This window comes from Amycolatopsis sp. lyj-108 (assembly GCF_046549005.1).
Classification (GTDB): domain Bacteria; phylum Actinomycetota; class Actinomycetes; order Mycobacteriales; family Pseudonocardiaceae; genus Amycolatopsis.
In genome coordinates, this window is sequence record NZ_JAJPWQ010000001.1 from 341,970 (window position 1) to 367,237 (window position 25,268).

Annotated in this window: 24 protein-coding genes; 8 read left to right on the forward strand and 16 right to left on the reverse strand. The window is 68.3% G+C overall.

Annotated elements, in window-relative coordinates; all coding sequences use genetic code 11:
• Nucleotides 1-5 precede the first annotated feature (5 nt).
• The 10 genes from ACLJO0_RS01645 to ACLJO0_RS01690 form a co-directional block, all read right to left on the reverse strand.
• Entirely contained in the window at nt 6-1,346 is a 1,341-nt protein-coding gene (locus ACLJO0_RS01645) for a hypothetical protein (protein WP_410576264.1), read from the reverse strand.
• Nucleotides 1,347-1,349: 3 nt separating this feature from the next.
• Nucleotides 1,350-1,943: a DUF3558 domain-containing protein gene (locus tag ACLJO0_RS01650; RefSeq protein ID WP_410576265.1), complete on the reverse strand. Its 594-nt coding sequence runs from the start codon at nt 1,941-1,943 to the stop codon at nt 1,350-1,352.
• Nucleotides 1,943-2,347, reverse strand: a complete 405-nt coding sequence (locus tag ACLJO0_RS01655; protein ID WP_199748673.1) for a hypothetical protein — start codon at nt 2,345-2,347, stop codon at nt 1,943-1,945. Before ACLJO0_RS01655 ends, ACLJO0_RS01650 begins: the two co-directional genes overlap by 1 nt.
• A gap of 142 nt (nt 2,348-2,489) precedes the next feature.
• Nucleotides 2,490-2,945 (reverse strand): 50S ribosomal protein L9, encoded by a 456-nt coding sequence (rplI, locus tag ACLJO0_RS01660; RefSeq protein WP_005168124.1) that lies wholly within the window; start codon nt 2,943-2,945, stop codon nt 2,490-2,492.
• A gap of 12 nt (nt 2,946-2,957) precedes the next feature.
• Complete coding sequence (gene rpsR / locus ACLJO0_RS01665; RefSeq protein ID WP_005168122.1) at nt 2,958-3,206, reverse strand: 30S ribosomal protein S18; 249 nt, start codon at nt 3,204-3,206, stop codon at nt 2,958-2,960.
• Nucleotides 3,207-3,283: 77 nt separating this feature from the next.
• Nucleotides 3,284-3,793 carry a single-stranded DNA-binding protein gene (locus tag ACLJO0_RS01670; RefSeq protein ID WP_125679406.1) on the reverse strand — a complete coding sequence of 170 codons (510 nt, stop codon included), beginning with the start codon at nt 3,791-3,793 and terminating at the stop codon, nt 3,284-3,286.
• A 17-nt stretch (nt 3,794-3,810) separates the two neighbouring features.
• The gene (rpsF, locus tag ACLJO0_RS01675; protein ID WP_173426372.1) at nt 3,811-4,131 is read right to left on the reverse strand and encodes a 30S ribosomal protein S6; all 321 of its coding nucleotides are present in this window, start codon (nt 4,129-4,131) and stop codon (nt 3,811-3,813) included.
• A gap of 102 nt (nt 4,132-4,233) precedes the next feature.
• The gene (locus tag ACLJO0_RS01680) at nt 4,234-5,121 is read right to left on the reverse strand and encodes a hypothetical protein (RefSeq protein ID WP_410576266.1); all 888 of its coding nucleotides are present in this window, start codon (nt 5,119-5,121) and stop codon (nt 4,234-4,236) included.
• Nucleotides 5,122-5,222: 101 nt separating this feature from the next.
• Nucleotides 5,223-6,110, reverse strand: a complete 888-nt coding sequence (locus ACLJO0_RS01685; RefSeq protein WP_410576267.1) for a hypothetical protein — start codon at nt 6,108-6,110, stop codon at nt 5,223-5,225.
• A gap of 124 nt (nt 6,111-6,234) precedes the next feature.
• Nucleotides 6,235-7,041 (reverse strand): hypothetical protein, encoded by an 807-nt coding sequence (locus tag ACLJO0_RS01690; protein WP_410576268.1) that lies wholly within the window; start codon nt 7,039-7,041, stop codon nt 6,235-6,237.
• A gap of 119 nt (nt 7,042-7,160) precedes the next feature.
• Here ACLJO0_RS01690 and ACLJO0_RS01695 point away from each other — a divergent pair, with 119 nt between their 5' ends.
• Nucleotides 7,161-7,940 (forward strand): deoxyribonuclease IV, encoded by a 780-nt coding sequence (locus ACLJO0_RS01695; protein WP_410576269.1) that lies wholly within the window; start codon nt 7,161-7,163, stop codon nt 7,938-7,940.
• 174 nt (nt 7,941-8,114) lie between these two features.
• Nucleotides 8,115-8,624 (forward strand): hypothetical protein, encoded by a 510-nt coding sequence (locus ACLJO0_RS01700; RefSeq protein ID WP_125790752.1) that lies wholly within the window; start codon nt 8,115-8,117, stop codon nt 8,622-8,624.
• A 124-nt stretch (nt 8,625-8,748) separates the two neighbouring features.
• Here ACLJO0_RS01700 and ACLJO0_RS01705 read toward each other — a convergent pair whose 3' ends face one another.
• Together ACLJO0_RS01705 and ACLJO0_RS01710 are read right to left on the reverse strand one after the other, a co-directional pair.
• Nucleotides 8,749-10,326 carry a glycosyltransferase family 87 protein gene (locus ACLJO0_RS01705; protein WP_410576270.1) on the reverse strand — a complete coding sequence of 526 codons (1,578 nt, stop codon included), beginning with the start codon at nt 10,324-10,326 and terminating at the stop codon, nt 8,749-8,751.
• A 17-nt stretch (nt 10,327-10,343) separates the two neighbouring features.
• Nucleotides 10,344-11,432 (reverse strand): ROK family transcriptional regulator, encoded by a 1,089-nt coding sequence (locus tag ACLJO0_RS01710; RefSeq protein ID WP_410576271.1) that lies wholly within the window; start codon nt 11,430-11,432, stop codon nt 10,344-10,346.
• 55 nt (nt 11,433-11,487) lie between these two features.
• Here ACLJO0_RS01710 and ACLJO0_RS01715 point away from each other — a divergent pair, with 55 nt between their 5' ends.
• Nucleotides 11,488-12,537 carry a Gfo/Idh/MocA family oxidoreductase gene (locus tag ACLJO0_RS01715; protein WP_410576272.1) on the forward strand — a complete coding sequence of 350 codons (1,050 nt, stop codon included), beginning with the start codon at nt 11,488-11,490 and terminating at the stop codon, nt 12,535-12,537.
• An 85-nt stretch (nt 12,538-12,622) separates the two neighbouring features.
• Here the strand turns inward: ACLJO0_RS01715 and ACLJO0_RS01720 are convergent, their stop codons facing one another.
• The 3 genes from ACLJO0_RS01720 to ACLJO0_RS01730 form a co-directional block, all read right to left on the reverse strand.
• Nucleotides 12,623-15,166: a transglycosylase domain-containing protein gene (locus ACLJO0_RS01720; RefSeq protein WP_410576273.1), complete on the reverse strand. Its 2,544-nt coding sequence runs from the start codon at nt 15,164-15,166 to the stop codon at nt 12,623-12,625.
• Nucleotides 15,167-15,327: 161 nt separating this feature from the next.
• Entirely contained in the window at nt 15,328-17,715 is a 2,388-nt protein-coding gene (locus ACLJO0_RS01725) for a transglycosylase domain-containing protein (protein ID WP_410576943.1), read from the reverse strand.
• Nucleotides 17,716-18,208: 493 nt separating this feature from the next.
• On the reverse strand, nt 18,209-18,622 hold the full coding sequence (locus ACLJO0_RS01730; RefSeq protein WP_410576274.1) for a DUF5318 domain-containing protein: 414 nt from the start codon (nt 18,620-18,622) through the stop codon (nt 18,209-18,211).
• A 248-nt stretch (nt 18,623-18,870) separates the two neighbouring features.
• Here ACLJO0_RS01730 and ACLJO0_RS01735 point away from each other — a divergent pair, with 248 nt between their 5' ends.
• Nucleotides 18,871-19,416, forward strand: coding sequence for a PadR family transcriptional regulator (locus tag ACLJO0_RS01735; RefSeq protein ID WP_005168208.1), 546 nt, complete (start codon nt 18,871-18,873; stop codon nt 19,414-19,416).
• Nucleotides 19,417-19,479: 63 nt separating this feature from the next.
• Nucleotides 19,480-20,562, forward strand: coding sequence for an inositol-3-phosphate synthase (locus ACLJO0_RS01740; RefSeq protein ID WP_125790757.1), 1,083 nt, complete (start codon nt 19,480-19,482; stop codon nt 20,560-20,562).
• A gap of 152 nt (nt 20,563-20,714) precedes the next feature.
• Here the strand turns inward: ACLJO0_RS01740 and ACLJO0_RS01745 are convergent, their stop codons facing one another.
• On the reverse strand, nt 20,715-21,350 hold the full coding sequence (locus ACLJO0_RS01745; protein ID WP_410576275.1) for an HAD family hydrolase: 636 nt from the start codon (nt 21,348-21,350) through the stop codon (nt 20,715-20,717).
• A 77-nt stretch (nt 21,351-21,427) separates the two neighbouring features.
• Between ACLJO0_RS01745 and ACLJO0_RS01750 the strand changes: the two genes are divergently transcribed.
• The 3 genes from ACLJO0_RS01750 (at nt 21,428) to ACLJO0_RS01760 (ending at nt 25,246) form a co-directional block, all read left to right on the forward strand.
• Entirely contained in the window at nt 21,428-21,898 is a 471-nt protein-coding gene (locus ACLJO0_RS01750) for a MarR family winged helix-turn-helix transcriptional regulator (protein WP_410576276.1), read from the forward strand.
• On the forward strand, nt 21,888-23,105 hold the full coding sequence (locus ACLJO0_RS01755) for an MFS transporter (protein ID WP_410576277.1): 1,218 nt from the start codon (nt 21,888-21,890) through the stop codon (nt 23,103-23,105). The genes ACLJO0_RS01750 and ACLJO0_RS01755 overlap by 11 nt, the downstream gene beginning before the upstream one ends.
• Nucleotides 23,106-23,203: 98 nt before the next feature.
• A complete protein-coding gene (locus ACLJO0_RS01760) occupies nt 23,204-25,246 on the forward strand; it encodes a PhoX family protein (RefSeq protein WP_410576278.1) in 2,043 nt (680 codons plus the stop codon).
• The last annotated feature ends 22 nt before the right edge of the window (nt 25,247-25,268 follow it).

The following is a 25,268-nucleotide window of genomic DNA, read 5'->3' on the forward strand; positions in this document are numbered from 1 at the left end:
GATGACTACTCGCCGATCACCGGCGGTGCGGTGAGTTCGTCGGTTCCGAAGATCTCGTTGGGATCGTCGCCGACGAGGAACTTGGCGCTGCGCTCCTCGTCCTCGCCGCCCTTCCCCTTGGCGCCACCGGCTCCCATACCGCCCATGCCGCCCATCATGCCGCCGGCGCCACGGCCCGCTCCGGAGCCGGAACCGGCCGCGCCACCGCCCGTACCGGCGCCGCCCATCGCACCCGCGTTGCCGGGCAGGGCCGCGCCGCTACCGCCACCGGGACCGAATCCGGCGCCGAAGCCACCGTCCGGACCGAAGCCGCCCGCACCGGGGATGTCGGTGCCGCCGAAGCCGCCGCCTCCCCCGCCGCCACCGGGGCCGAAGCCGCCGCCGCCGGCGCCGGGGATCTTCGGCGGGGTGTAGCCGGACGCGTTCGTCCCGTCGTCCCAGGACGGCGGCTTGTAGTTGCTGCCGGGGATGTTCGGGTTGTACTGCCCGCCGGGCAGGTTGGACCCCGGCATGTTCGATCCGGGAATGTTCGATCCGGGCATGTTGCTGCCCGGCAGGTTCGACCCTGGCAGGTTCGAACCCGGCGTGCCGATGCCCGGCATGTTCGAACCGGGGACGCTCGGCATCCCGCCGGGCGGCATCGAACCGGGCGGCGTCGAGATGCCCGGCATGCCGTTGTGCCCGTTCCGGTCGCCCTGACCGTTCCCGTTGCCGTCCTTGTCCTTGCCGTTGCCGCCGCCGCCGTTGACGTCGACGTTCGTGTTCTGCCCCTCCATCTTGCTGTAGGTGGGCAGCTTCTTGCCGTTCTCGGAACTGGCCTTGAAGTACTCGTTGAACGCGTCGACGTTCGCTTGACCCTTTTGGTTGTAGTCACGGATCGCGCGGTCGGTGTCGGTGGTCCACGGGGTGATGGAGTTGAGCAGGTTGTTCTTCGGCGGGTCCTTCGGGACCTGCTGCACCTTCGCCTTCACCGTGGTGAACGCGGAGTTCTGCTCGCCGAGGTACTTGTCGGAGTCGACCAGCTTCTTGCCGGAGTCGTCCATCCACGCGCGCAGCGGATGTGCTCCGGACTGCTGCGCGGCTTCGGCGCTCTTACCGGTCCAGGCGGCGTCCATCTCCTTCGACAGGTTGTCGATGGTGGTCAGCCTGTCCTGGTAGCCGGCCTTGAGCCGGGTCGCCGCGGCCTGGCCCTCCTGGATCGAACCGGTACCGGGACCGGTGACGATCTTCTCCCAGATGTTGTAGCAGTCGATCTTGCGATCGCCGCCCGACGCTTCGTAGTCGCCGGATTTCGTGGTCGCCAGGTTGTAGGCCGAGTATCCGGCGATGATCGGCAGCAGGAACACGCGTCAGCCCTCCTTCAACGTCTCGATCATCGCTTCCCCCACTTTGAGCGCGACCGGGCACGGCGCGCTCGCGCCGGGCCCGTTGTCGTACTGCACCAGGATGTTGACGGCCAGCTGGTCGGTCACGCCGACGAAGAGGCCGCATTTGCCCTTGTCACGGGCGTCGAGCGACGCGGCGTACACCGCCGGGTACCCGGCGACCTCGGTCGGCTCGAAGTACTCGTTGTTGGCCTTCGTGTCGTAGACGTCGCTGAGGCCGTTCTTGTTCGCGAGCACCGGGCTGATCTCGATCTGGTTCAGCCGGTCGTCCGCGGCGAAGATCGAGCAGCCCGGTCCGGCGCTCGTCGTGCGCTGCTCTCCTTCGCCGAGGCCGAGCTCGGTGCGCTTCGCGGCGGAAAGCGCGGAGCACGCGTTGCTCTCGATCGAGGCGGTGTTCAACGGGTTCGACACCTTGGGCGCGGAGCCGGACGAGCCGCTCGACGCGCCGGGGGAACCGGTCGTGTAGGTCGGCTCCGACGAGGCGGTGCCGTTCTTGGTGCCGGAACAGCCGGCGACCAGCGCGCCCGCGGCGAAGAGGAGAACGAGGGAACGTCGCATCACACGGCCTTGTGCTTGTTGAGCGAAGCCTGCGTTTCGGCCTCGTTCGTGGCGATCTTCTGCTTCGCGGCGGTCAGCTGGTCGATGTAGTTCTTGACGTAGTCCTGCATCTTCTGGTTCTGCTCCAGGAACGCCTTGCCCGACGGGTTGGCCAGCTTCTCCCAGTCGCCGCTCGCGAACTCCTTGCCGGGCGCCTTGACGTTCGCCATCAGGTTCGCGTCGTTGTAGTCCCGCTTGAGCTCGGCCTGCAGGTCGGTCCACTTCTTGATGATGCCGTCGATCTTGTCCTTGTCGAAGGTGAACCCGCCACCGCCCCCGCCCGACGACGGCTTGTCAGGATTGGCAGGCGCGGACACCGTGACCTTCTCCTGCCGGTTCTGCTCGGCGTTGCTGTCGTAAGCCATTGGTTCCAGATCCCCTTTTTGAGTCCCCGTGCCTCGACGTCGAGTCAATCCTAAGACGTGACCCGGCCGGGTGGGGTTCCGCGCAAAGCAAAGGGCGGGACTTCTCCGCGATGGAGACGTCCCGCCCTCTGTCGAAGCGGTGTTACTTGGCCTTGACCTCGAGCCGCACGTCGACGCGGACGTCGGGGTGCAGACGGGCGCCGACCGAGTGCTTGCCCACGGTCTTGATGTGGTCCTTCAGCTCGATGACGCGCTTGTCGAGCAGCGGGCCACCAGCGGCCTTGATCGCGTCCACGATCTCGGCGGTGGTGATCGAACCGAAGAGCTTCTTCGAGCCCTCGGCCGCCTTGCCGCTCAGCTGGATGGCGCCGAGGCCCTCCAGGGTCGCCTTGATCTCCTTGGCGTGGTCGAGGTCGCGGATGCGACGGCTCTCCTGCGCCCGCTTGATCGTGCGCACGTTCTTCTCCGCGCCCTTGGTGGCCACGATGGCGTAGCCGCGGGGGAGCAGGTAGTTACGCGCGTAGCCGTCCTTGACCTCGACGATGTCGCCGGGCCCACCGAGGTTGGCGACGTCGGTGGTGAGAATGATCTTCGCCATTGACGTGCCTCCTTAGCGTGCGGTCGAGGTGTAGGGCAGCAGCGCCATTTCGCGGGAGTTCTTGACCGCGATGGCGATGTCACGCTGGTGCTGGCTGCAGTTGCCGGTCACCCGGCGGGCACGGATCTTCCCGCGGTCGGAGATGTACTTCCGAAGCAGGTTGGTGTCCTTGTAGTCGATGTTCTCCGGGCGGCCCTTCTTCTCGGCCTTGCAGAACACGCAGACCTTCTTCTTGGGCTTGCGGATGGGTGGCTTGGCCACGGTATTTCTCCTGGATTTTTACGTAGTGGTTGTCTCGAGGCGTCTCGCGGAGCTCTCGCCCGCGCCTGCGCGCCTGATCAGAAGGGCGGCTCGTCGGAGAACCCGCCGCCACCGCCGCCACCGGCGGGCGGGGCGGAACCCCACGGGTCGTCGGCGGGCGGGCCGGACTGGCCGCCACCGCCGCCGCCACCGAAGCCGCCGCCTCCACCGCCACCGGTGCCACGGCTGACCTTGTTCACCTTGGCGGTGGCGTAGCGCAGCGACGGGCCGATCTCATCGACCTCGAGCTCGACGACCGTGCGCTTCTCGCCTTCCTTGGTCTCGAAAGACCGCTGCTTGAGGCGCCCCTGCACGACGACACGCGCGCCACGCGTCAGCGACTCGGCGACGTTCTCGGCCGCCTGACGCCAGATGTTGCAGCGCAGGAACAGGGCCTCGCCGTCCTTCCACTCACCGGACTGCTTGTCCAGTGTGCGCGGGGTGGACGCGACCGTGAAGTTCGCGACCGCCGCACCGGAAGGGGTGAAGCGAAGCTCCGGGTCGGACGTGAGATTGCCGATCACCGTGATGACGGTGTCTCCAGCCATCGGAAAAGTCCTTCGGCTCAGGCCTTGGCGGCGACGGGCTTGGCCGGCTTGATCTCGCGGCGCATGACCTTGGTGCGGAGCACGGTCTCCTGCAGCGAGAGCTGACGGTCCAGCTCCTTGACCGCTTCCGAAGTCGAGTTCAGGTCGAGGAGCGCGTAGATGCCCTCGGCGTGCTTCTTGATCTCGTAGGACAGCCGGCGGCGTCCCCAGACGTCGACCTTCTCCACGCTTCCGCCCGAAGTACGGATCACGTTGAGGAAGTTGTCCAAGGTCGGGGCCACCGTACGCTCGTCGAGCGTGGGGTCCAGGATGACCATTACCTCGTAATGGCGTGACACAACCACTCACCTCCTATGGGCTCACGGCCACGGACTGTCCGTGGCAGGAGGGTTTGTCCAGGTAAGCGTACCTGGCGGCTTCGGCCGGTCCCCGAACGGGCGTCAGGAGACGCGGCGCAGGACCCAGGTGCGGACCAGCGCGGCGGTCACACCGGCGAGCACGAGGACCGCGAGCAGCATCGGCAGCTGGACGTCGCCGCCGGGCATGCCATCGGTCGCGAGCGCTTCGGCGTTGCCCGCGTTGCGGACGTCGGGGCCACCCTGTCCGGCCTGGCCGTCGGTGCCGTACTGCGGGGCACCTTCGCCGGGAAGCGGGCTGTTGGCCGGGTAACGCACGCCCGGAGCCACCGCGACACCCGGCTGCGCGACCGGGAGGTTGCCGTAGTCGCGCGGCGGGGCGTAGCCGGTGCCGTTGCTGCCGCCGGGCAGCAGGCCCGGTGAGGACGGCAGCCCGTTGGTGCCGCCGCCGTTGCCGCCCTGCTGCGGGGCGGTGGTGCCCGGCGTCGGCAGGGTGGGTGCGACGTAGTTCGTCGCGACCGTGGTCAGGCCGCAGCTGCCGGTGACCTTGTGCTCGATGGAGTCGAGGGTCTTCTCGGGGTTGAGCCCGAGGCCCCAGGACTTGGTGTTCTTGACCGCCTGCCGCACGGCCGCGCCGATCGCCTTGCCCTCGACCGCGCCGCCCGCGGCGTTCGGGACCGCGCCGACGTTGATGGTGTTGACCTTGGCGATGTCGTTCGCGGCGACGTCGTAGAGGGCCAGCGTGCCCGCTTCCTTCGCGCCGGCACGCACCAGTTCCTTGACCGAGGTGCCGGTGATCGCGACGGTGTCGCCCATTCCGCCGTTGACGGTGCCGCTGCACGCGTTCGCCAGTGTGGTGGCCGCCGCCGACGCGGTGCCCGCCGTCAGGAGCGCGCCACCGGTGACCATGGTCGCGAGTGCGGTGACGGTGAGCGCCTTGCGGGTGGTCTGCCAGATGGTGGTCTTCCGCACGAGCGCGATCCTCCGGGTCGGTGGGGGCGTGTGGCAGTGCATGAGGAAGCACCGCAACGGGGATAACGAGGGAGTGACCAGAAAGATACTAGGCGGTAGGACTAACTTGTAGCGGCCATTCGGCGTAGGACCCAAGTGCGCACAAGGCCCGCGCTGACTCCGGAGAGTGCCAAAACGGCGATCAGCAGCGGCAGTTTCCCGTCCTGAGTGAATCCGTCGCTCACGTTCGGTAATGCTTCGGCCTGTCCCGCGGTTTGGACGTCGGGATTTCCGTTCTGGTTTTCGGTCGCGATGCCGAACTGCGGCGCGTAACCCGGGATCTGCCCGCCGTACCGGAGGCCGGGCGACGGGCTGAAGAGACCGGCCGTCGCCATCGGGATGGAGCTGTAGTCACGCATCGGGGCGTAGCCGGTGTTGACGCCCCACGGCAGGCCGCCGAAGTTCGGGGTGAAGGTGCCGGGCAGCAGCGGGCTGTTCGCCGCCGGGATACCGCCTTCCGGTGTGCCGCCCTGCGCCGGAGCACCGGGTCCGCCCGTCTGCGGGCCGCCGCTGCCGGGCGTTCCGGGGGCGGGTTTCCCGGGCTGGGGCTGGGTTCCGGGGGCGGGCTGGCCGCCGCCGGTCAACGCGTCGTGGGTGCCGGAGACCGCGCCGTTCAGCGCTTCCGCGGCGGGTTCGCCGACGACCGGGACCGGCGCGACGACGGTGTTCACCACGGTCACCGTCACCTTGCAGACCGTGCCGAGCAGCGCGTTGATCGTGCCCGTGAGCACCCCGGAGACCGGACCGGCCTGGCCGAGGTTGAGGGGAATGCCGAGCAGCGGCGTCTTGCCGAGGATCGTGTCACCGGTCTTCGCGGTCACCGATCCGCCGCAGGTGGCGGTCTTGGTCTCGGCGGCGGCGGCCGTGCCGGGCATGGCGAGGGCGGCCGAGCCCGCGAGAATGAAGGCCGACGCACCCAGGGCAGTCGCCCTCCGTGTCCGTTCGCGCATGCCTTCGACTCCTCCGTCGTCGGGGTCACCTACCGGCACAACGACGCTAATGGAGACGAGTAACGCCCGCTCACTCGAAGAGGTCAGGCATTCGAGTGGAAGCGGGCGTCACCGAGGGTGAAGATCAGGCGGGCTTACCCCGCAGCCAGGCGCGGACCAGAGCCGCGGCGACGACGGCCAGCGCCAGTACCGCGAGCAGCAGCGGCAGCTTGGCCGGGGCGACCGGCGCCTGCACGGCCTGCGCGTTGCCGGTGTCCTTCTCGTCGACGGTGGGCGGCGGCACCTCGCCGGGGACGATCTCGGTGATCACCGGCGCCTGGACGAAGCTGCCGGGGAGCAGCGCCGCGTTGCTGATCACGCCGGCGATCGAGTCGCCGCCGATGCCGGTGGCGGAACCCGGGCCGGTTTCGACCGGGAGTTCGCTGCCCGGGCCGCCGGGCTGACCCGGCCCCGGCTTCGGGGGCTCGGGCTTCGGAGGCTGGGGGTCCTCGGGCGGCTTCGGGCCCGGCGGGATCTCGGGGACTCCCGGAACCTCGTCGACGACACCTTGCGTCAAGTTGCCGACGGCGTTCACCGCGCCCTGCGCGGGCTTGCAGACGCCCTGCGCGACGAGGTCTCCGGCCGGATTGTCGGTCAGGCCGGTCGTCTTAACCAGATCACCGACGGGCAGTGAAAGCAGCGGCTTCCGGCCCTCGGCGGTCTTGGCCTTCGAGTCCAGGCCGACCGTCACTACCTCGGACGAACCGAGTGGCGCCGCCGCGTCGAGAACGAGGCCGTTACCGGACTTTCCGTTCTGCAGCGTCGAATCGCATTCGCCGGAAAGGGTCGGGCTCGGTTCCTCGGCGGCCGTCGCGGTCATCGGGAACGCTAGTCCGGCCGTGACCGAAAGCGCGAATCCCCAAGCCGTGATCCGCCCGGCAGTCTTCCCCATCGAGTTCGTCCTCCGCCCCTCAAGACCCAACGCGGTTTAACGGAACGCGCTCACGCTACCCCACGAGCGTGACCGACTGGGGCGCGCCGGGGAAAAACCGGCGAGGGTACTTTGCTGGCATGAAAATCGGTGCCCATGTCCGCGACGACGATCCGCTGGCCGCGGTCGCCGAGCGCGAAGCCGAAGTACTCCAGTTCTTCCTTTCCGACCCGCAGGGCTGGAAGGCTCCCAAACCCCACCCGCACGGCGAAGCGATCAAAGAATCGCCGGTCGAGGTGTTCATCCACTCGCCGTATCTGATCAATGTGGCGTCGATGAACAACCGCATCCGCATCCCGTCGCGGAAGAACGTCACACAGCACGCGAACGGCGCCGCCGAAATCGGCGCGAAAGGGCTCGTCGTGCACGGCGGTCACGTCGGCTCCGGGGCGGACGTCGAAGAAGGCCTCGTCAACTGGCGCAAGCTTTTCGAGCGTGAACAGGAAAAGGGCGGCTTCGCCGTGCCGATCCTGATCGAGAACACCGCGGGTGGCGACAACGCGATGACCCGTGACCTCGACACGATCGCCCGGCTCTGGGACAAGGTCGGCGAATTCGGCGCGGGCTTCTGTTTCGACACCTGCCACGCGTACGCGGCGGGCTGGGACCTGACCGAGGCGGTCAAGAAGGTCAAGGCCATCACCGGCCGGATCGATCTGGTGCACCTCAACAACTCGCGTGACGAGTTCGGCTCCACGCGGGACCGGCACGCGAACGTCGTCGGCGGCGACGGCACGATCGATCCCGAGGTGCTGGCCGCCGTCGCGGCCGAGGCCGGCGCGCCCGTGATCGTCGAGACCCCGGCCGACGGCCAGGCCGCGGACATCGCCTACCTCCGGGAGCGCGTCGCCTCCGCCTGACTCCCCCCTCTCGCAATTGGTCACCTACTTGCCCGGACGACCGGCGCAAGTAGGTGACCAATTGCGGTTTCGGACCTGGGCGGGAGGTCGTTCCCTCTCGGGAGGGAGGGCAGGGTCCGTCGATCGCGAAAGGCTCGACCTCGACCGGGAAGCGCCCGGTTCTGGAGGGAAGCCATGAACATCAAGTCGAAGATCGCCGCGGTCGCCGTACTCGCCGTCGCCGCGGGAACGCTGGGGGCGACGCAGGCGAACGCGGCGTCGGGGCCGGGAGCGACCGTCATCGGGTCGGCGGGCGGACCGCTGACGTTCCCCGGTTTCGAGGGCGATCCGGTCCGGTTCGACTTCGCCGCGTTCGGCGATCCGGGGCAGTCCTCGGGCCGGTTCCACGTCAATCATCTGACCAAGGACGGAAAGCCGTTCGCCGACTTCGACGGCAAGGTCGACTGCGTCTCGCGGGATGGCGACCTCGCCGTCCTGACCGGGGTGATCGAACGCGCCGACATCCCGGGCTTCCCGGCGAACCTGGTCGGCCGCCGGGTCGGCTTCTCGGTACGGGACGTGCCGCGCGGGCATGACCGGATCGGCTGGAGCTGGGCCGTCGGCGGCTTCGACCAGGACGTCTTGCGGTGCACGGCCCCGATTCCGTTCTTCGAAACGAGCACGGGCGGCTACCTCGTGCGCTGAATTCGCTTGACCCTCACACCACGGGAGGGTCGAACCTGGGCCGCATGAAGAAGCGGACCGGGTACCGGGCGGAGCACGTCGTCCCCGCGCCGGAAACCCGTTGGCAGGCACTGACCGTTTTCGGCTACCCGCTCGGCGGGCCCGCAGCCTTCGACGGCTCCGCCGCCCTGGTGGAGGCCGAAGGGCTCGCCGAGCGCCGGTCGGCCGGATCGGGGGCGCCGTCGAGGAAACCGCCGATCGGATCGTCGTCCCCGGCGGCGCGGACCGGATCTCTGCGCGGCTGGTAGATCTCCCGGATCACCAGCGCGCAGAGGCCGACCACCGCGAGGTCGCGGACGACGACGGCGCCGAGGAACCAGTCTTCGGGCAGTCCTTTGTTGTCGACGCCGAGGTAGTACATCATCCGCGGCGCCCAGACGAGCGCGTCGAGGATCATCCAGCCGAGCAGCAGCCGCCAGCGCGGGATCGCGAGCACCGCCAGCGGCACCAGCCACAGCGAGTACTGCGGGCTCCACACCTTGTTGGTCAGCAGGAACGCGGCCACCACGAGGAATGCGAGTTGCCCGAGCCGCGGACGACGCGGCGCCTTCAGCGCGATGTATCCGATGCCGGCGCAGGCGGCGAGGAACAGCACCGCGACGACGGTGTTGAGCACGACAGGTGTCTGGCCCGCGGTGAGTTTCCCGTCGAAACCGGCCCAGCCGGAAAGGTGGGAGATCACGTTGTAGAGCGAGTCCGGATCCATCGGGCGCATCGTGTTGAGCCGGAAGAACTCCCACCAGCCGGTCGGCGCCACGAGCGCGAACGGGACGTTGACCACCACGAACGTCGCCGCGGCGAGTCCGGCGGTGAGCGTCCACTGTCTGACCTTGCCCGCGCGCAGGCAGAGGAAGAACAGCGGGATCAGCAGGAACAACGGATACAGCTTCGCCGCCGCGCCGAGACCGAGCAGGAACCCCGCGACCTCCGGCCGCCGCCGGGCCCAGGCGAGCAGCGCGGTCGCGGTGAACGCGGTCGCGATGGCGTCGAAGTTCGTGAAGGCGTGCACCAGCACCAGCGGCGAGATCGCGACCAGCGCGGCGTCCCACGGACGGCGTTTCAGCGATCGGCCGGTCGCCCACACCGTGACGAGCCACGCCAGCGCGAGCCAGAGCGCCGAGATGTTGAAATAGACGGCCACCGGCAGCGCGCCGGGCAGCCAGCCCGCTTCCGCGACCGAAAGCCAGGCCTCGGTGAGCTTCGCGTTGATCCACTGGAACAGCCCGGTCGCGACCGGGTACTCCATGTACCGCGTGGTCTCCTTCGCCGTCCCCGCGTCTTCGGTCCACGAAGTCACGTACGGGAAGGTGTCCGGGTCGTTCAGCCGCTCGGAACTGTAGAGCGGGACGATGTCCGAGTAACACATCGCGACGAACGGACGCCCCGCCCGCCAGTCGAGCTGATGGGTCCCGGAATCGTCGGTGTACTGCTGAATGCAGGACGCCTTGCCGAACCACGAGAGCAGCAGCGCGAGGCAGGCCAGCAGCAGCCCGACCCGTTGCGGCGACCAGAACCAGTGCCGTCCCACGGCGGCGTGCTCGCCGAGCGGGCCGCCGATCGGCCTCGTGGCCGCGGCCACGAGCGGTTCGTTCCAGCTCGGGATGACCCGCTCGCCGGGGGTGAGGGAGAGCGGAGCCTCGGGCTGGGTCGTCTGGTCGGACACGTGGCGGATGTTAGCGCCTATCCGGGTGACCACCCGGTGATGTCGCCGCTGCCGTAGAACCCGGCCAGTACCTCCGCGGCCGCGCCGAACGCGACGACGTCGTCGCCCATCTCGTCGAGATCGACCTGGATCCGTTGCCAGTGCGGCAAAGGCAGGAGTTCCCGCAGTCGCGCGGCGACGGTGTCGCGGTACACCTCGGGTTCCGCGCGGACCGAACGGCCGGTCAGCACGACACGTTCGAGGTCGAGCACCTGGACGAGGTCGGCGAGCCCGATCCCCAGCAGGTTGGCCGCCTCCTCCGTGGTCGCCGCCGCGTTGTGCAGCACCTCGACGCAGCCGCGGCGGCCGCATGCGCAACGCGGTCCGTCGAAGGCGAGCGTGGTGTGCCCGAATTCGCCCGCGTTGGTCCGCGGCCCGCGGTACAGCCTGCCGTCGATCAGCAGGCCGACGCCGATCCCGGTGCCGACGAGGACGACGGCGGTCGCGGTCTGGTCGCCGCCGGTCCACTGCTGGGCGAACGCGGCGGCGTTGGTGTTCTTGTCGAGCCGCACGGGCAGTCCGGTGCGTTTCGCGAGCAGGTCGCGCAGGGGGACGTGGTGCCAGCCCGGCATGTTGGTGGCGTCCCGGACCACTCCTTCGCGGTGGTCGAGCGGGCCGACGGAGCCGACGCCGAGGCCGAGGACGTGTTCACGCTCGACACCCTCCAGTAGCTCTTCGGTCGCTTCGCCGAGGGCGGAAACCGCCTGGTCTGGAGTGAAGCCGGGTGACAACGGCCCGCCGCGCGACGCGATGATCTTCCCGGTCAGGTCGGTCATGAGTACCCGGAACGAGTCCCGGTCGAGCTGGGCGCCGAGCGCGTGCCGGGCGTCCGCGCGGACCCGCAGGAGTGTGCGCGGTTTGCCGACGCCGGACGCGGGCTGGCGTTCTTCGTCCAGCAGGCCGGCTTCGAGCAGTTCGGGGACGATCTTCGAGACGGCCTGCTGCGTGAGCCGGGTGCGTTCGGCGAGTTCGACGCGGCTGAGGCCGCCCGCGCGCAGGATGTGCGTGAGCAGCAGCGCCCGGTTGTGCTGGCGCAGGCCGCGCAGATTGACCCCGGTCTCCGGCATAGCGCGCATCCTGCCATGACTGGCTGATTACGCAACACTGTTGTTTAATGGAGGCATGGCTGACTTGCGAGTGGGGATCTTCGGATACGGCACCGGCGGGCGCGTCTTCCACGCCCCGCTGGTCGACGCGACGCCGGGGCTGACCCCGGCCGCCATCGTCACCTCGAACCCGGACCGGGTGGCGCAGGCAGGCGCCGACTATCCGGGCGCCGACGTGCTGCCCGACGCGGACGCGTTGTTCGCGAAGGCCGGCGAGCTGGACCTGGTCGTGATCAGCACGCCGAACCGCACGCACGTCCCACTCGCGCTTCGGGCGATCGAGGCAGGGCTGCCCGTCGTCGTCGACAAGCCCTTCGCGCCGACAGCGGCCGAGGCGGCGAAGGTCGCCGAAGCGGCGAAGGCCAAGGGCGTCGGCCTGACGGTGTTCCAGAACCGGCGGTTCGACTCGGACTTCCTCACCGTCCGGAAGGTCCTCGACGCGGGCCGCCTCGGCGACGTCTTCCGCTTCGAGTCGCGCTATGACCGCTGGGTGCCGAAGCCGCGGGAAAACTGGCGCGAGTTCGGCGATCCCGCCGAGGCGGGCGGGCTGCTCTACGACCTCGGCGCGCATATCGTCGACCAGGCGCTGCAGCTGTTCGGCCCGGTCACCGAGGTCTACGCGGAGGTCGACAAGCGCCGTGCCGGGGTGTCGGTCGACGACGACGTCTTCGTCGCCCTCCAGCACACGAACGGTGTGCGCTCGCACCTGTGGGCGTCCGCGCTCGCGGGGACCCGGAATCCGCGGTTCCGCGTGCTCGGCGACAAGGCGACCTTCACCAAGTACGGCCTCGACGTGCAGGAACCCCAGATCAAGGACGGGTTGCGGCCAGGCGGCCCCGGCTGGGGCGTCGAACCGTCGTCGGACGCCGGCGTGCTCGGCGTGAACGACGACGTCGAAATCGTGCCCACCGAGGTCGGCCGCTACGAGGACTTCTACGCGCAGGTGCGTGACGCGCTGCTCGGCAAGGGTGATTTCCCGGTCGATCCCGCCTCCGCCGTCGAGGCGCTCCGGGTCATCGAAGCCGCTCACCTTTCGGGTGCCGAACGGCGCGTGGTCACCCTCTAGCTCGGGAGCTGAAGGGGACTTTCCCCGCATCAGATGAAGCGAAGGGGCCCTTCACCGCGTGCCATGCGGTGAAGGGCCCCTTCAGCTATTCGTTGTCGCCTCTGCCGCCCCCGCGGCCGGGACCGTTGTTGCCGCCGCCTTCTTCGCCGCCGTCGTTCTCACTGGACGTAGGCGGGTTCCGCGAGCTGGACGGCGGTTCTTCCTCGTTCCGCGAAGAGGAAGGCCCGGTCGACGGTCCGGTCGACGGCGTGCCGGTCTCGGTCGAACCCTCGTCCTCGCCCGGCGGGGTCTGCGTCGACGGGACGGTGTTGTTGTCGTCCCCGCCGATGATCTTGACCTTGTCGAAGCGCTCCGCCGGTTTCCCGTTCAGGTACAGGGAAAGGAACTTCTGCCAGATCGGCCCGGCGATCGTCGAACCGAAGATCGCCTTGCCGTTCTTGCCCTTCAGCGGCTTGTCACCGTCGCCACCGACCCAGACCGCGGCCGAGATCGACGGCGTGTAGCCGACCATCCAGGTCTGCGAGTTGGAGTCCTTCGCCGACGCGGGCTCGCCCGGCCGGTAGGTGTGCTGCTGGGTTCCCGTCTTGCCCGCGCACTCATGGCCGTTGGGGCACTTGAGCTTCGAGAACGGGATGACACCCTTGAGCGACTCGGTGACGTTGCCGGCGATCTGCTTGCTCTTGTCGGAGTTGTCGGAGAACGCGGGCTTCGCCTCCTCCGGGGCCGAGTAAGCGGCCTCGTCCTGCGAGTTGGTCACCTTGGCGACGAAGTGCCTGGTCCGCCGCTGGCCATCGCCCGCGAAGGTCGCGTACGCGGCGGCCATGTCCTCCGGACTGACGGCCGTCTTGCCACCGCCGAGCGCGATGTTGTTGTCGGCGAACAGTTCGGAGGCGCCCTCGGGGGCGGGTTTGATCCCGGCGTCCTTGGCGGCCTGCGCCACCGGCCCGGGCTTGGTCACGTTCACGACCATGTCGTAGAACACCGTGTTCGCGGAGCGCTGCATCGCTTCGGACACCGTGCACTGCGCCGAACACGAGCTGCCGGGACCGGCGTTCCGGATCGTCTGCTTCCCGAACTGCCGGTTGTTGGAGCCGTCGAACGTCGAGTTGATGCCGCCCTTGCCCATCTGCAGGTACGCGGTGAGGTCGAACGGCTTCATCGACGACCCGGGGTTCTGCGGCGTATTCGCCCAGTCCCGGCCCTTTTGGTCTTTGCCGTCGGGCCCCTTCACGATGGACGGCCCGCCGTAGTACGCCTTCACCCCGCCGGTCTTCGGGTCGATCGCGACGAGCGCGTTGAGCAGGTTCTCGTCGGTCTGGCCCTTCATCCCCTCGGCGACCGCTTGCTCGGCCGCGGCCTGCGCCTTCTGGTCGATGGTCGTGTAGACCTTGTAGCCGCCCCGGTAGTAGACGTCGTCGGTGATGCCGTTCGCGGCGAGCTCTTCCTTGACCTTGTCGCGGATGAACGGGTTGACCACCCCTGCCTGCTGCTTGTCCTCTTGCGGGATCGGCGTCGGGAACTGCAGGTTCGCGCGGTCGGCGGCGGAGAGGAAACCGTTCTGCACCATACGGTTCAGCGCGACGGTCCAGCGATCGTTCGCGACCTTCGGGTTCTCCGAGCGGCCCGGCTGCTGGATGAGGCCCGCGAGCAGCGCCGCCTCGGACGCGTTGAGCTCACCGGCGGGCTTGGCGAAGAACGCCTGCGAGGCCGATTCGATCCCGTACGCGCCGCGCCCGAAGTAGATGATGTTCAGGTACGCCGAGATGATGTCCTTCTTCTCGTACGTCTGGTTCATCTTGAAGGATTTGGCGAGCTCGGTCCATTTACGGGCGAACGACGATTCGTCGTCCCCGCTGGCGACCTTGATGTACTGCTGGGAGATGGTGGAACCACCGCCCTTGCCCGCGGTGATCTGGTTGTAGACCGCGCGCAGGATGCCGCCGATGTCGAAGCCCGAGTTCGTCTCGAACGAGGCGTCCTCGGTGGCGATGACGGCCTTCTTGACGATGTCCGGGATCTGCTCCGGCGTCAGGATCTGCCGGTTGCCGCCCTTGGGGACGTCCTTGCCCATCTCGGTGTTGTCGGCGTAGTAGTACGTCACCGCCTGGCCCTGCGTGGCCGCGATGGCCTGCGGCGACGGGACGTCGACGGCGAAGTAGGTGATCACGAACGCGATCGCCGGGAGCACGAAGAAGAGACAGAACAGCGCGAGCAGCACTCGCCGGATGCGTCTCCACCGGCGCTTCTTGCGCTGCGCCGGGGTGAGGATCGGCTTCCCGTTCTCGTCGGTCTCCGGGGCGTACTGCTCGTCCTCGTACGGCTCTTCGTATTCACGACCGCCGCGATCGACGGTGCCGTTGTGCTCGTGATGCGTGATGAGGTCCGGCTCGTGCTGCGGCGCGACCGGCGGCCGCTGCGAACGACGCGGTGGCGGTGGGGGCGGCTGCTGCTGAGGCCCGCCCTGCCGTTGCCACGGTGCCTGCCCTTGGCCCTGCCGGCCGGGACCCTGCTGCTGCCCGTATCCCGGAGGCGGTCCGGCGGGGCGGCGGGGCGGTCCGGCCGGGCGTTGCGGACGACGTGCGGGGTCAGGGTCCTGACCTGGCCATCCGCCGTGGGGATCGTCGTTCACTGGGACGTCCTCCGAACCTTCCGTGGGTGAGCGCGGTCCTGCGGTCGCAGGTCTCCTTCTAGTTAAGACGTGTGGCATCGGTTCAGGTTCACCGGCGCGAAGAAAAAAGGTGTGCCGGGCGACCGCCCGGCACACCTTCCTTCATGCGTTTTGCCCGGTCATCACGGGTCTTCGGCGTTCGGGAACAACGGATCCGAAGTACCCGGCCCCGGCCTTGTCGGTTTGGTGGGCTTGGTGGGCTTCGTCGGCCAGCCGCCGGTCTCCGTCGTCTCCGTCGGCGAGGTGGGCGTCGACGGTGTCGGGGTGGTCGTCGGCGTCTGGGGCGGCGTCGACGTCTCCGGCGGCTTCTGGGCCGTCGTCGACGGCACGTACCGCGCGTCCTTGCCGATCGGTTTGACGCTGTCGAACTTCTCCGAAGGCTTGCCGGTCATGTACCGCGACATGAAGTCTTCCCAGATCGGCCCGGCGATCGTCCGGCCGTAGACCGCCTTGCCGTTCTTGTCGTGCAGCGGCTTGTTGCCGTCACCGCCGACCCACACCGACGTCGAGATGCTCGGCGTGTAGCCCACCATCCAGGTCTGCGCGTTGCGGTCGCGGTAGCTCGCCGGGTCGCTGTCCTTGAAGTCGTACTGCTGCGTCCCGGTCTTGCCCGCGCACTCGTGGCCCTTCGGGCACTTGAGCTTCGAGTACGGGATCACCTCTTCGAGCGCGTCGGTGACGTTGCCCGCGATCTGCTTGCTCTTGTCGGCGTCGTCACTGAACGCGGGTGTGCCCTTGGGCGTCGTCTCGTCGAACTCGACCTCGTCCTGCGAGTTGGTCAGCTTGGCGACGAAGTGCTGCTTCTGCCGGACACCCTCACCGGCGAACGTGGCGAAACCGGCCGCCATGTCCTCGGCGGTGGTCACCGTGCCACCACCGCCGAGCGCGATGTTGATGTCGGGGCTCAGCTTCGCCTTGCCGCCTTCGGCCTCCACCATCACGCCGGCTTCCTTCGCGGCCTTCGCCACCGGATCGATCTTCGTCTCGTTGCGGACCATGTCGTAGAACACGGTGTTCGCGGAGACCTTCATCGCCTCGGCGACCGTGCACTGAGGACCGCAGCTGGCGCTCTCGCCCGCGTTCCGGACCGTGCGGCCGTCGAACTTCCGGTTGTTGGTGCCGTCGAAGGTCTCGCCGAGGCCCTTGCCCATCTTGAGGAACGCGGCGAGGTCGAAGGCCTTGAACGCCGAACCCGGGTTGTGCGGCACGTTCGCCCAGTCGATGGCCTGGACGTCCTGGCCCTGCGCGTTCTTCGTCCAGTCCGGACCGCCCCAGTACGCGACCACGCCGCCGGTCTTGGGGTCTACCGCGACCAGCGCGTTCAGGATGTTCTCGTCCGTCTGGCCCTTCATTCCCTCGGCGACGGACTCCTCGGCCATCTTCTGCGCCTTGGGGTCGATCGTCGTGGTGATCTTGAAGCCGCCCTGGTGCAGCCGGTCCTGGTCGTAGCCGCGGGCTTCGAGTTCGTCGATCACCCGGTTGCGGATGTGCAGGCTCAGCGTCCCGGCGTTGTCGGCCTTCGCCTGCGCCTTCGGGATCGGCTTCGGGAACTGCGCGGCGGCGCGCTCACCCGGATCGAGCCACTTGTTCGCCACCATCTGGTCCATCACGAAGTTCCAGCGTCGCTGCGCGTACGCGTCGTTCTCGGACTTGCTCGGACCCTGGATCAGGCCGGCGAGCAGAGCCGCCTCGGACGCGCCGAGCTCCTTGGCAGGCTTCTTGAAGTAGGCCTGCGCGGCCGCTTCGATGCCGTTCGCGCCGCGGCCGAAGTAGATGGTGTTGAGGTAGGCGGTGATGATCTCCTCTTTGGACATCTGGTTGTTCATCTTGAAGGATTTGGCCAGCTCGGTCCATTTACGGGTGAGCGTCGGCGCCTCGTTGGCGGTTGCCTTCTTGATGTACTGCTGGGAGATCGTCGAACCGCCGCCCTGGCCGCCGGTGACGTTGTTGTAGACCGCGCGCAGGATGCCGCCGACGTCGAAGCCGGAGTTGGTCTCGAACGACGAGTCCTCGGCCGCGTATACAGCCTTCTTGACGGTCTCCGGGATATCGCCGGGCTGCAGCAGGTACCGGCTGCCGCCACTGGCGGGCGCGATCTTGCCCATCGGGCTGCCGTCGGCGTACATCAGCGTGATCGGCTGGCTCTGCAGGCTCGCGACGCTTTCCTGCGTCGGGACGTCCACGAAGAAATAGGTGATGACGAACGCGATCGCCGGCACCACGACGAACAGGCCGAACATCGCGTAGAGGACGCGGCGGATGATCCGCCAGCGTCGCTTCTTGCGCTGCTTCGGCGTGAGGACCTTCTTCTTGTCGCCGTCCTCGTCGTCGGCGGGCTCGTCCTCGTACGGGTCTTCGCCCTCGGCACCGAGCGCGGCACTTTCGTGACGATCGTCATAGCGATCGTCGTACGGGTCGTAGCCGTACGGGTCTTCGGTGCCGTTGTGCGCGTGATGCGTGATGAGGTCCGGCTCACGCTCGTACGGCTCCGGCTCGACCGGCCGGACCAGCGCGGTCGCCTGGTCGGCGGGAGCCGGGGGACGGCGGTTGCCGGGCGGAGGCGGCGGTGGCCGGTGGCCGGCGCCCTGACGGACACGATGGTCACCGGTGGGGCCCCGGGCGGGCACCGGCGGCGGGGGTCCCTGCCTGCGCGGCGGCATGCCGTTGGGGCGGCGCGGGGCCGCGGGACGGCGCGGTTCGTCGTCTGACGGCCACTCTGGGCCGCCACCGTCACCGCCCGGCCACTGCGGATTCGGTGGGGTCGCGGAGCGTGGCGGGGTCGAGCGGGGAGTGCCGTTCGGAGGGGTCCGGCGCTGGGGGCGGCGCGGGGGTTCTTCGCTCGGCCAGCCGGGTTCGTCGGCTTCACCCGGCCACTGGGCACGGCGAGGTGCATCAGGCTCCTGGCCTGGCCAGGAGCGGTTGCGGTCGTCGTTCACGAATGGGCCTCCCAGACCGGCGCTTCGGGGGACGCCGCTCTGTGCTCAACTGCGTTTTCGATACCTGTCACTGACCCGCTGTCCTCTGCGAACGGGTCCGTGGCCGGGTGGTTCCCGGATCTCCTGTTCCGAGGACGTAGGAGCGCACCAGGTGGTTCCAGTGACAGCTCCCGCAGACCTCGACCTCGTAGACGGTGAACTCCGCGAAGAGCCCGTCCATCCGTACCAGTTCTTCCGGTGTCTTGGCCGATCCGGCGGCGTGCTTGAGCTCGTCGCCGTACACCCAGGACACCAGGGTCAGTTCCGCCCGATGGCAGACCGGGCAGTCCCGCTCACCTGGTCGTCCGTGGAATTTCGCGGCCCGCAGGAGGTACGGGCCCGCGTCGCAGACGTCGTACGTGCCGACGCGTCCGGAGTGGACGCCCTTCAGCAGCGAGCGCCGCTGTAAGGCGTAGTCCACGACCTGCCGCTGGTTTCGCACGCCAACAGAGTACGGGCTATTGCTGTGTGGTCCACGCCCCGTTCGCGAGGGGACCGTCCGTGCGCGGTCGGACACGCCGAAGATTCGATAACTGTCCGATGAATTTCGGGCTGATTTCCGGGTACCCGATCGGGGTTAGCTACACCACTTCGATGTATCGGCGCGATATAGTGGGCCGGTAGGTTGACCGAGCCGGTCTCGGTGGCCAACGCGACCGGTCGCGGTTTGTTCCCGGAAGGGGGTGCGGTGTGCTCGAGCTCGCGATCTTGGGGCTGCTGCACGAGACCCCCATGCACGGTTACGTGCTGCGCAAACGTTTGCATGAGACGCTCGGGATGTTCCGGACGTTCTCGTACGGCTCGCTGTACCCGACCTTGCGTCGGCTGCTTCGCGCCGGTTACCTCGTCGAGGAACTCGAAGAGGTGGAAGACCGGGCATGGGCACGCCGGGGCAAACGCGTGTACAAGCTCACCGCCGAGGGCAAGGAACGGTTCGCCGAACTGCTCGGCGACGCCGGGCCGCAGACGTGGGACGACGAAGGCTTCGGCGTCCACCTGGCGTTCTTTTCGAGGACACCGGCCGACGTCAGGATGCGAATCCTGGAAGGCCGTCGTCGTCGGGTCGAGGAGCGCCGAGAAGGGCTTCGGACGGCAATGGCGCGGGCCGAGGAGAAGATCGACCGCTACACCCGTGAACTGCACCGGCTCGGGCTGGAGTCCAGTGAGCGGGAGGTGCGCTGGCTCAACGAGCTCATCGCGCACGAACAGGCCGAGCAGCGTGGACCGGAGACCTGAGGCGCTCCGGAGTGCTCGCTGCGCACCACCTACAACTGTTGAACTAATGAAGGAGAAACCGGCATGGGCGAGAACCGCCGCGTTCGGGTGGCCATCGTGGGCGTCGGCAACTGTGCGGCCTCGCTGGTCCAGGGCGTTCAGTACTACCGCGACGCAGATGCCGGCACTCGCGTGCCCGGTTTGATGCACGTCGTGTTCGGCGAGTACCACGTCCGCGACATCGAGTTCGTCGCCGCGTTCGACGTGGACGCCAAGAAGGTCAGCCGCGACCTGTCCGAGGCGATCTTCGCCTCCGAGAACAACACCATCAAGATCGCCGACGTGCCGCCGCTGGGCGTCACCGTGCAGCGCGGTCACACCTACGACGGACTCGGCCGCTTCTACCGCGAGACCATCGAGGAGTCCGACGAGACCCCGGTCGACATCGTCGCGGCACTGCGCGAGGCCGAGGTCGACGTGCTCGTCTCGTATTTGCCGGTGGGCTCCGAAGAGGCCGACAAGTTCTACGCGCAGGCGTGCATCGACGCCGGTGTGGCGTTCGTCAACGCGCTGCCGGTGTTCATCGCCTCCGACCCCGAGTGGGCGGAGAAGTTCCGCGCGGCCGGCGTCCCGATCGTCGGTGACGACATCAAGTCCCAGGTCGGCGCCACCATCACGCACCGTGTGCTGGCGAAGCTGTTCGAAGACCGCGGCGTCCAGCTCGACCGGACGATGCAGCTCAACGTGGGCGGGAACATGGACTTCCTGAACATGAAGGAGCTGGAGCGGCTCGAGTCGAAGAAGATCTCGAAGACCCAGTCGGTCACGTCGCAGGTCGACCGCGAGCTCGGCAAGGGCAACGTCCACATCGGGCCGTCCGACTACGTGCAGTGGCTCGACGACCGCAAGTGGGCCTACGTCCGGCTCGAGGGCCGCGCCTTCGGCGATGTGCCGCTGAACCTGGAGTACAAGCTCGAGGTGTGGGATTCGCCGAACTCGGCGGGCATCATCATCGACGCCGTGCGCGCCGCGAAGATCGCGAAGGACCGCGGCATCGGCGGCCCGATCCTGTCGGCTTCCTCGTACTTCATGAAGTCGCCGCCGGAGCAGTACGACGACGGCACCGCGCGTGACGAGGTGGAGAAGTTCATCGCCGGCGAGGCGTGACCCTCCCGTAGCGCGCTATGAACGGTCCTTTCCTTGCAAATTTCGCAAGGAAAGGACCGTTCCTTGCATCGGGCGGGGGCTGAAGGACGCTTTCACCGCGTGCGACGCGAGGAAAGCGCCCTTCACCGCGTGTAATGCGGGGAAAGTCCCCTTCAGCTCTCCTGAAGCGCCGCCGGCAGGTCCGTGATCTTCCCGACCACAGTCGTCTCCGCCAGCACCGCCGGATCCGGCGGGAAGTGCGGATTCGGCACCGCGTACACCTTCATCCCCGCGGCCAGCGCCGCGCGCAGCCCGTTCGTCGTGTCCTCCACGGCCGCGCAGTTCTTGGGCTCCGCGCCCAGCAGCTCGGCCGCCTTCAGGTACACGTCGGGCGCCGGTTTCCCGGCGCCGACCTGCTCCGACGACACCGCCGTCGGCACCGGCAGCCGCGTGATGTCGAGGAACGCCTTGATCAGCAGCGGCGGTGACGAGCTCGCGATCGCCACCGGCCAGTGCTTCGCGACCTCGCGTACGACACCCGGCGCGCCCGGGATGATCGGCGGCTTCTCCGCGTACCGCCGCGCCATCCGCTCGATCACCACCTGCGCGACGTCCGACGGCCGGAGCCGCACGCCCAGGTCGTGCGCCAGGTAGGCGGCCCATTCGGGGGTGCTCATCCCCTGCGTCGCCCTGGTCGATTCCTCCCGCCAGGTGCCGTGGAACTCGTGGACGACGGATCGCCGGACCTCGTCCCACATCGTTTCCGAATCCACCAGGACACCGTCGAGATCGAAGATCACCGCTTCCACGCCCCCAAGCCTAGGCGGTGGAAACCTGTGCGGCATATTACTTAGCCATGCTCAGTAATTTTAGTTAGCATGGCTAAGTGACCACGAAAGTCGCCGACCTCGCCCACCGGCTCCGCCCGCTGGTGTTCCGGCTGTACTACCTCGTCCGCCGGGAGACGCCGCAGGTGCAGCTCACCCTCACCCAGGGATCGGTGCTGTCGGAGCTGCTGAACGGCGGTCCGCGCCGGATGAGCACGCTCGCCGACCTGGAACGGGTCCGGATGCCGACGATGACCGACGTCGTCCGCCGTCTCGAACGGCTCGGCCTGGTCAGCCGCCGTCGCGATCCCGCCGATGGCAGGGCGGTGCTCGTCGAGGTCACCGAACAGGGGCGCCGGTTCCATCGGCGGTTGATCGTCGCCAGGGAGGAATTCCTCCGCGAGCGGCTCTTCGAGCTGGACGAGACCGACCGCACCACGATCGAAGCCGCGCTCCCCGCTCTCACCAGGTTGCTGCGCGAACACAAGCACGAAGACAAGAAGGAGGAACTGATCCGCGATGAGCGCTGAGCACCACTCGAGCCTGTTGGACGCCGTCAAGGGACAGCCCAAACAGGTATGGATCACCGCGTTCGCCGCGGTCATCGCGTTCATGGGCATCGGACTGGTCGACCCGATCCTGCTGTCGATCGCCGAAGGCCTGCAAGCGACGCCGTCCGAAGTGACGCTGCTGTTCTCCAGTTACCTCGGCGTCCAGGCGGTCGCCATGCTGGTGACCGGTGCGATGAGTGCCCGGTTCGGGGCCAAGCGGACCGTGGTCGCCGGGCTGACGCTGGTCGTCGTCGCCACCGCGCTGTGCGCCGCGTCCGGGTCGATCGAGCAGCTCATCGGGCTGCGCGCGGTCTGGGGTCTCGGCAACGCCTTCTTCATCGCGACCGCGCTTTCGGTCATCGTCGGCGCCGCGACCGGCGGCCAGGCCGGCGCGATCCTGCTGTACGAAGCCGCGCTCGGTGTCGGTCTCGCGGTCGGTCCGCTGCTGGGCGCCCTGCTCGGCAGCATCTCGTGGCGTGGCCCGTTCTTCGGCACTTCGCTGCTGATGCTGTGCGGTCTCGTGCTGTGCTCGATCTTCCTGACCGCCGACGCGAAGGAGCAGCGGCCCAAGATCCGCCTGCTCGACCCGTTCCGCGCGCTGAAGCACGGCGGCCTGCTGCGTACCTCGATCGGTTCCGCGCTCTACACCGCCGCGTTCTTCGTGGTGCTGGCCTGGTCGCCGTTCGTGTTGGAGTGGAGCGCCGTCGCGGTCGGCCTGATCTTCTGCGGCTGGGGCCTTTCGGTCGCCGTCGCGGGGGTGGTGCTGGCGCCGAAGCTCGCCGCGAAGCTCGGTGAGCGGCACGCGACCGTGGTCGCCGTCTTCGGCTACGCCGTGCTGCTGCTGGTCATGGCGATCCCGAGCAAGCCGGTGCTGGTGGTCGGCATCATCCTGTCGGGGCTGGTGTCCGGTCTGCTCAACACGCTCTTCACCGGCACGGCCATGTCGATCAGCGGCGCCCCGCGTCCGGTCGCGAGCGCGGGCTACAACTTCTGCCGCTGGCTCGGTGGCGCGGTCGCCGCGACCGTCGTCGGTCACCTGGCCGAGTGGTTCGGCGCGAAGCAGGCGCCGTTCGTCATCGCCGCGATCCTGTGCGTGCTCGCCGGTGCCCTGCTGACGATCCGCGAGAAGACCGCGGACCCGCACACGATCCCGGCCGAAGCGGTTCTCGTGGGCGAAGAGATGTGAATCGGAACAAAAGGTGAACGCCGGACCAACGAGGGGTTTCCTCTCGTTGGTCCGGTGCCTTAGCGTCGACCTCCCGAACTGCCTGACCGGAGGTCCGAGTGAAGTTCCTTCCGTTGCTGGCCGGCCACTCACCAAGCCGGGCCTCAGTGACCTGTACCTACCGCTGTGGCGACGCGTGCTTCCACGACGCGCCGAACACCTCGGACAACCCCACCTTCGCCGACGTGCTCGGCGCGGTGAGCCGACGTGGCGCTCTGAAGGCGACAGCCGTCGTCGCGCTGGCCGCCGGCACCCCGCTCGCGCTCGCCGCGCCCGCGTCGGCCGCCCCCGAGGGGCGCCCGAAACCACCACCCGGCACCGACTACAAACGGGTCCAGCCGAACACGCTCGACGCCGTCGTCGTGCCGGAGGGCTACGAGCAGGGCATCGTGATCCGCTGGGGTGACGCGGTGCTGCCCGGCGCGCCGGAGTTCGACTTCGACCATCAGACCGCTGAAGCGCAGGCGAAGCAGTTCGGCTACAACTGCGACTTCGCCGCGCTGCTGCCGCTCGATCGCTGGGGACTCTCCTCGCTCCTGGTCACGAACCACGAGTACACCTCGGAAGAGTTCATGTTCCGCGGCTACGACCGGAACAACCCGACCGAGGAACAGGTCAAGATCGCCTGGGCCGCCCACGGGCTGACCGTCGTCCAGGTGTCGCGCGGACGCGACACCGGGCATCTGCGGCCCAGGATGTCCCGCTACAACCGGCGGATCACGCTGCACACGCCGTTCAAGGTGACGGGTCCGGCGGCGGGCAGCGACCTGCTCAAGACCGCCGCCGACCCCACCGGAACGGTCGTGCTGGGCACGATGAACAACTGCGCGGGCGGCGTCACGCCGTGGGGCACGATCCTGTCCGGCGAAGAGAACATCAACCAGTACTTCGGCAACGCGGACACGGTGGCCGACCCCGTGAAGCGCAAGCGATACGCGCGCTACGGCATCAGGGGCACCGCGACCACCCGCAAGTGGGAGCGGTTCGACGCGCGCTGGGACATCGCCAGGGAACCGAACGAGGCCCACCGCTTCGGCTGGGTGATCGAACTGGACCCGAACGATCCGGACAGCACCCCGGTCAAGCACACGCATCTTGGCCGGTTCAAGCACGAGACGGCGAACATCCGTATCGCCAAGGACGGCCGCGTGGTCGCCTACTCCGGCGACGACGAGCGCTTCGAGTACATCTACAAGTTCATCTCGAAGGGCCGGATGAAGCCGGGCGACAGCGCGCACGCCCGGCGGCACAACATGACCCTGCTCGACGACGGCACGCTCTACGTCGGCCGGTTCACCGGCGACAGCCCGGTCGCCGAGATCGACGGAACCGGGAAACTGCCCAGTGACGGCGAATTCGACGGCAGCGGCGAGTGGATCCCGCTGGCGTCCGGCAACAAGTCCTTTGTGGACGGAATGACCGCCGAAGAGGTGTACGTCTTCACCCGTGAGGCGGCCGACAAGGTCGGCGCCACCAAGATGGACCGCCCGGAGGACATCCAGGCGCATCCGCGCACCGGCCGCATCTACTGCGCGCTCAGCAACAACGTCGAGCGCGGCAACCCCGGCAAGGAAGGCGCCACCGAGCCCAACCCGCGGCTGAACAACAAGCACGGTCAGGTGCTGGAGTTCGAGGAACGGCGCGGGGACGCGCTCGCGCTGACGTTCAGCTGGCGGCTGTTCCTGGTGTGCGGTGATCCCGCGTCGCCGGACACCTACTTCGCCGGTTTCCCCAAGGACCAGGTCTCGCCGATCTCCAGCCCGGACAACGTGGCCTTCGATGATCACGGCAACCTGTGGATCTCCACCGACTCGGCGGGCGCGCTCGGCATCAACGACGGTCTCTACTCGGTGCCGCTGGAGGGCCGCAACCGAGGGGAGCTGAAGCTGTTCCTCACCGTGCCCCGCGGCGCGGAGACCTGCGGGCCGATCGTCGAACGGAAGATCGTCACGGTCTGTGTCCAGCATCCGGGTGAAGTCGACGGCGCGAACGCCGACAAACCGGCCTCCCATTGGCCGGACGGCGGGGAAACCCAGCCCCGTCCCTCGGTGGTGGCGGTCTGGAAACCCGGCAGGCACGGCCTGTCCGACATCGGTTCTTAGTCGGTAAGCAACGATCTAGCAG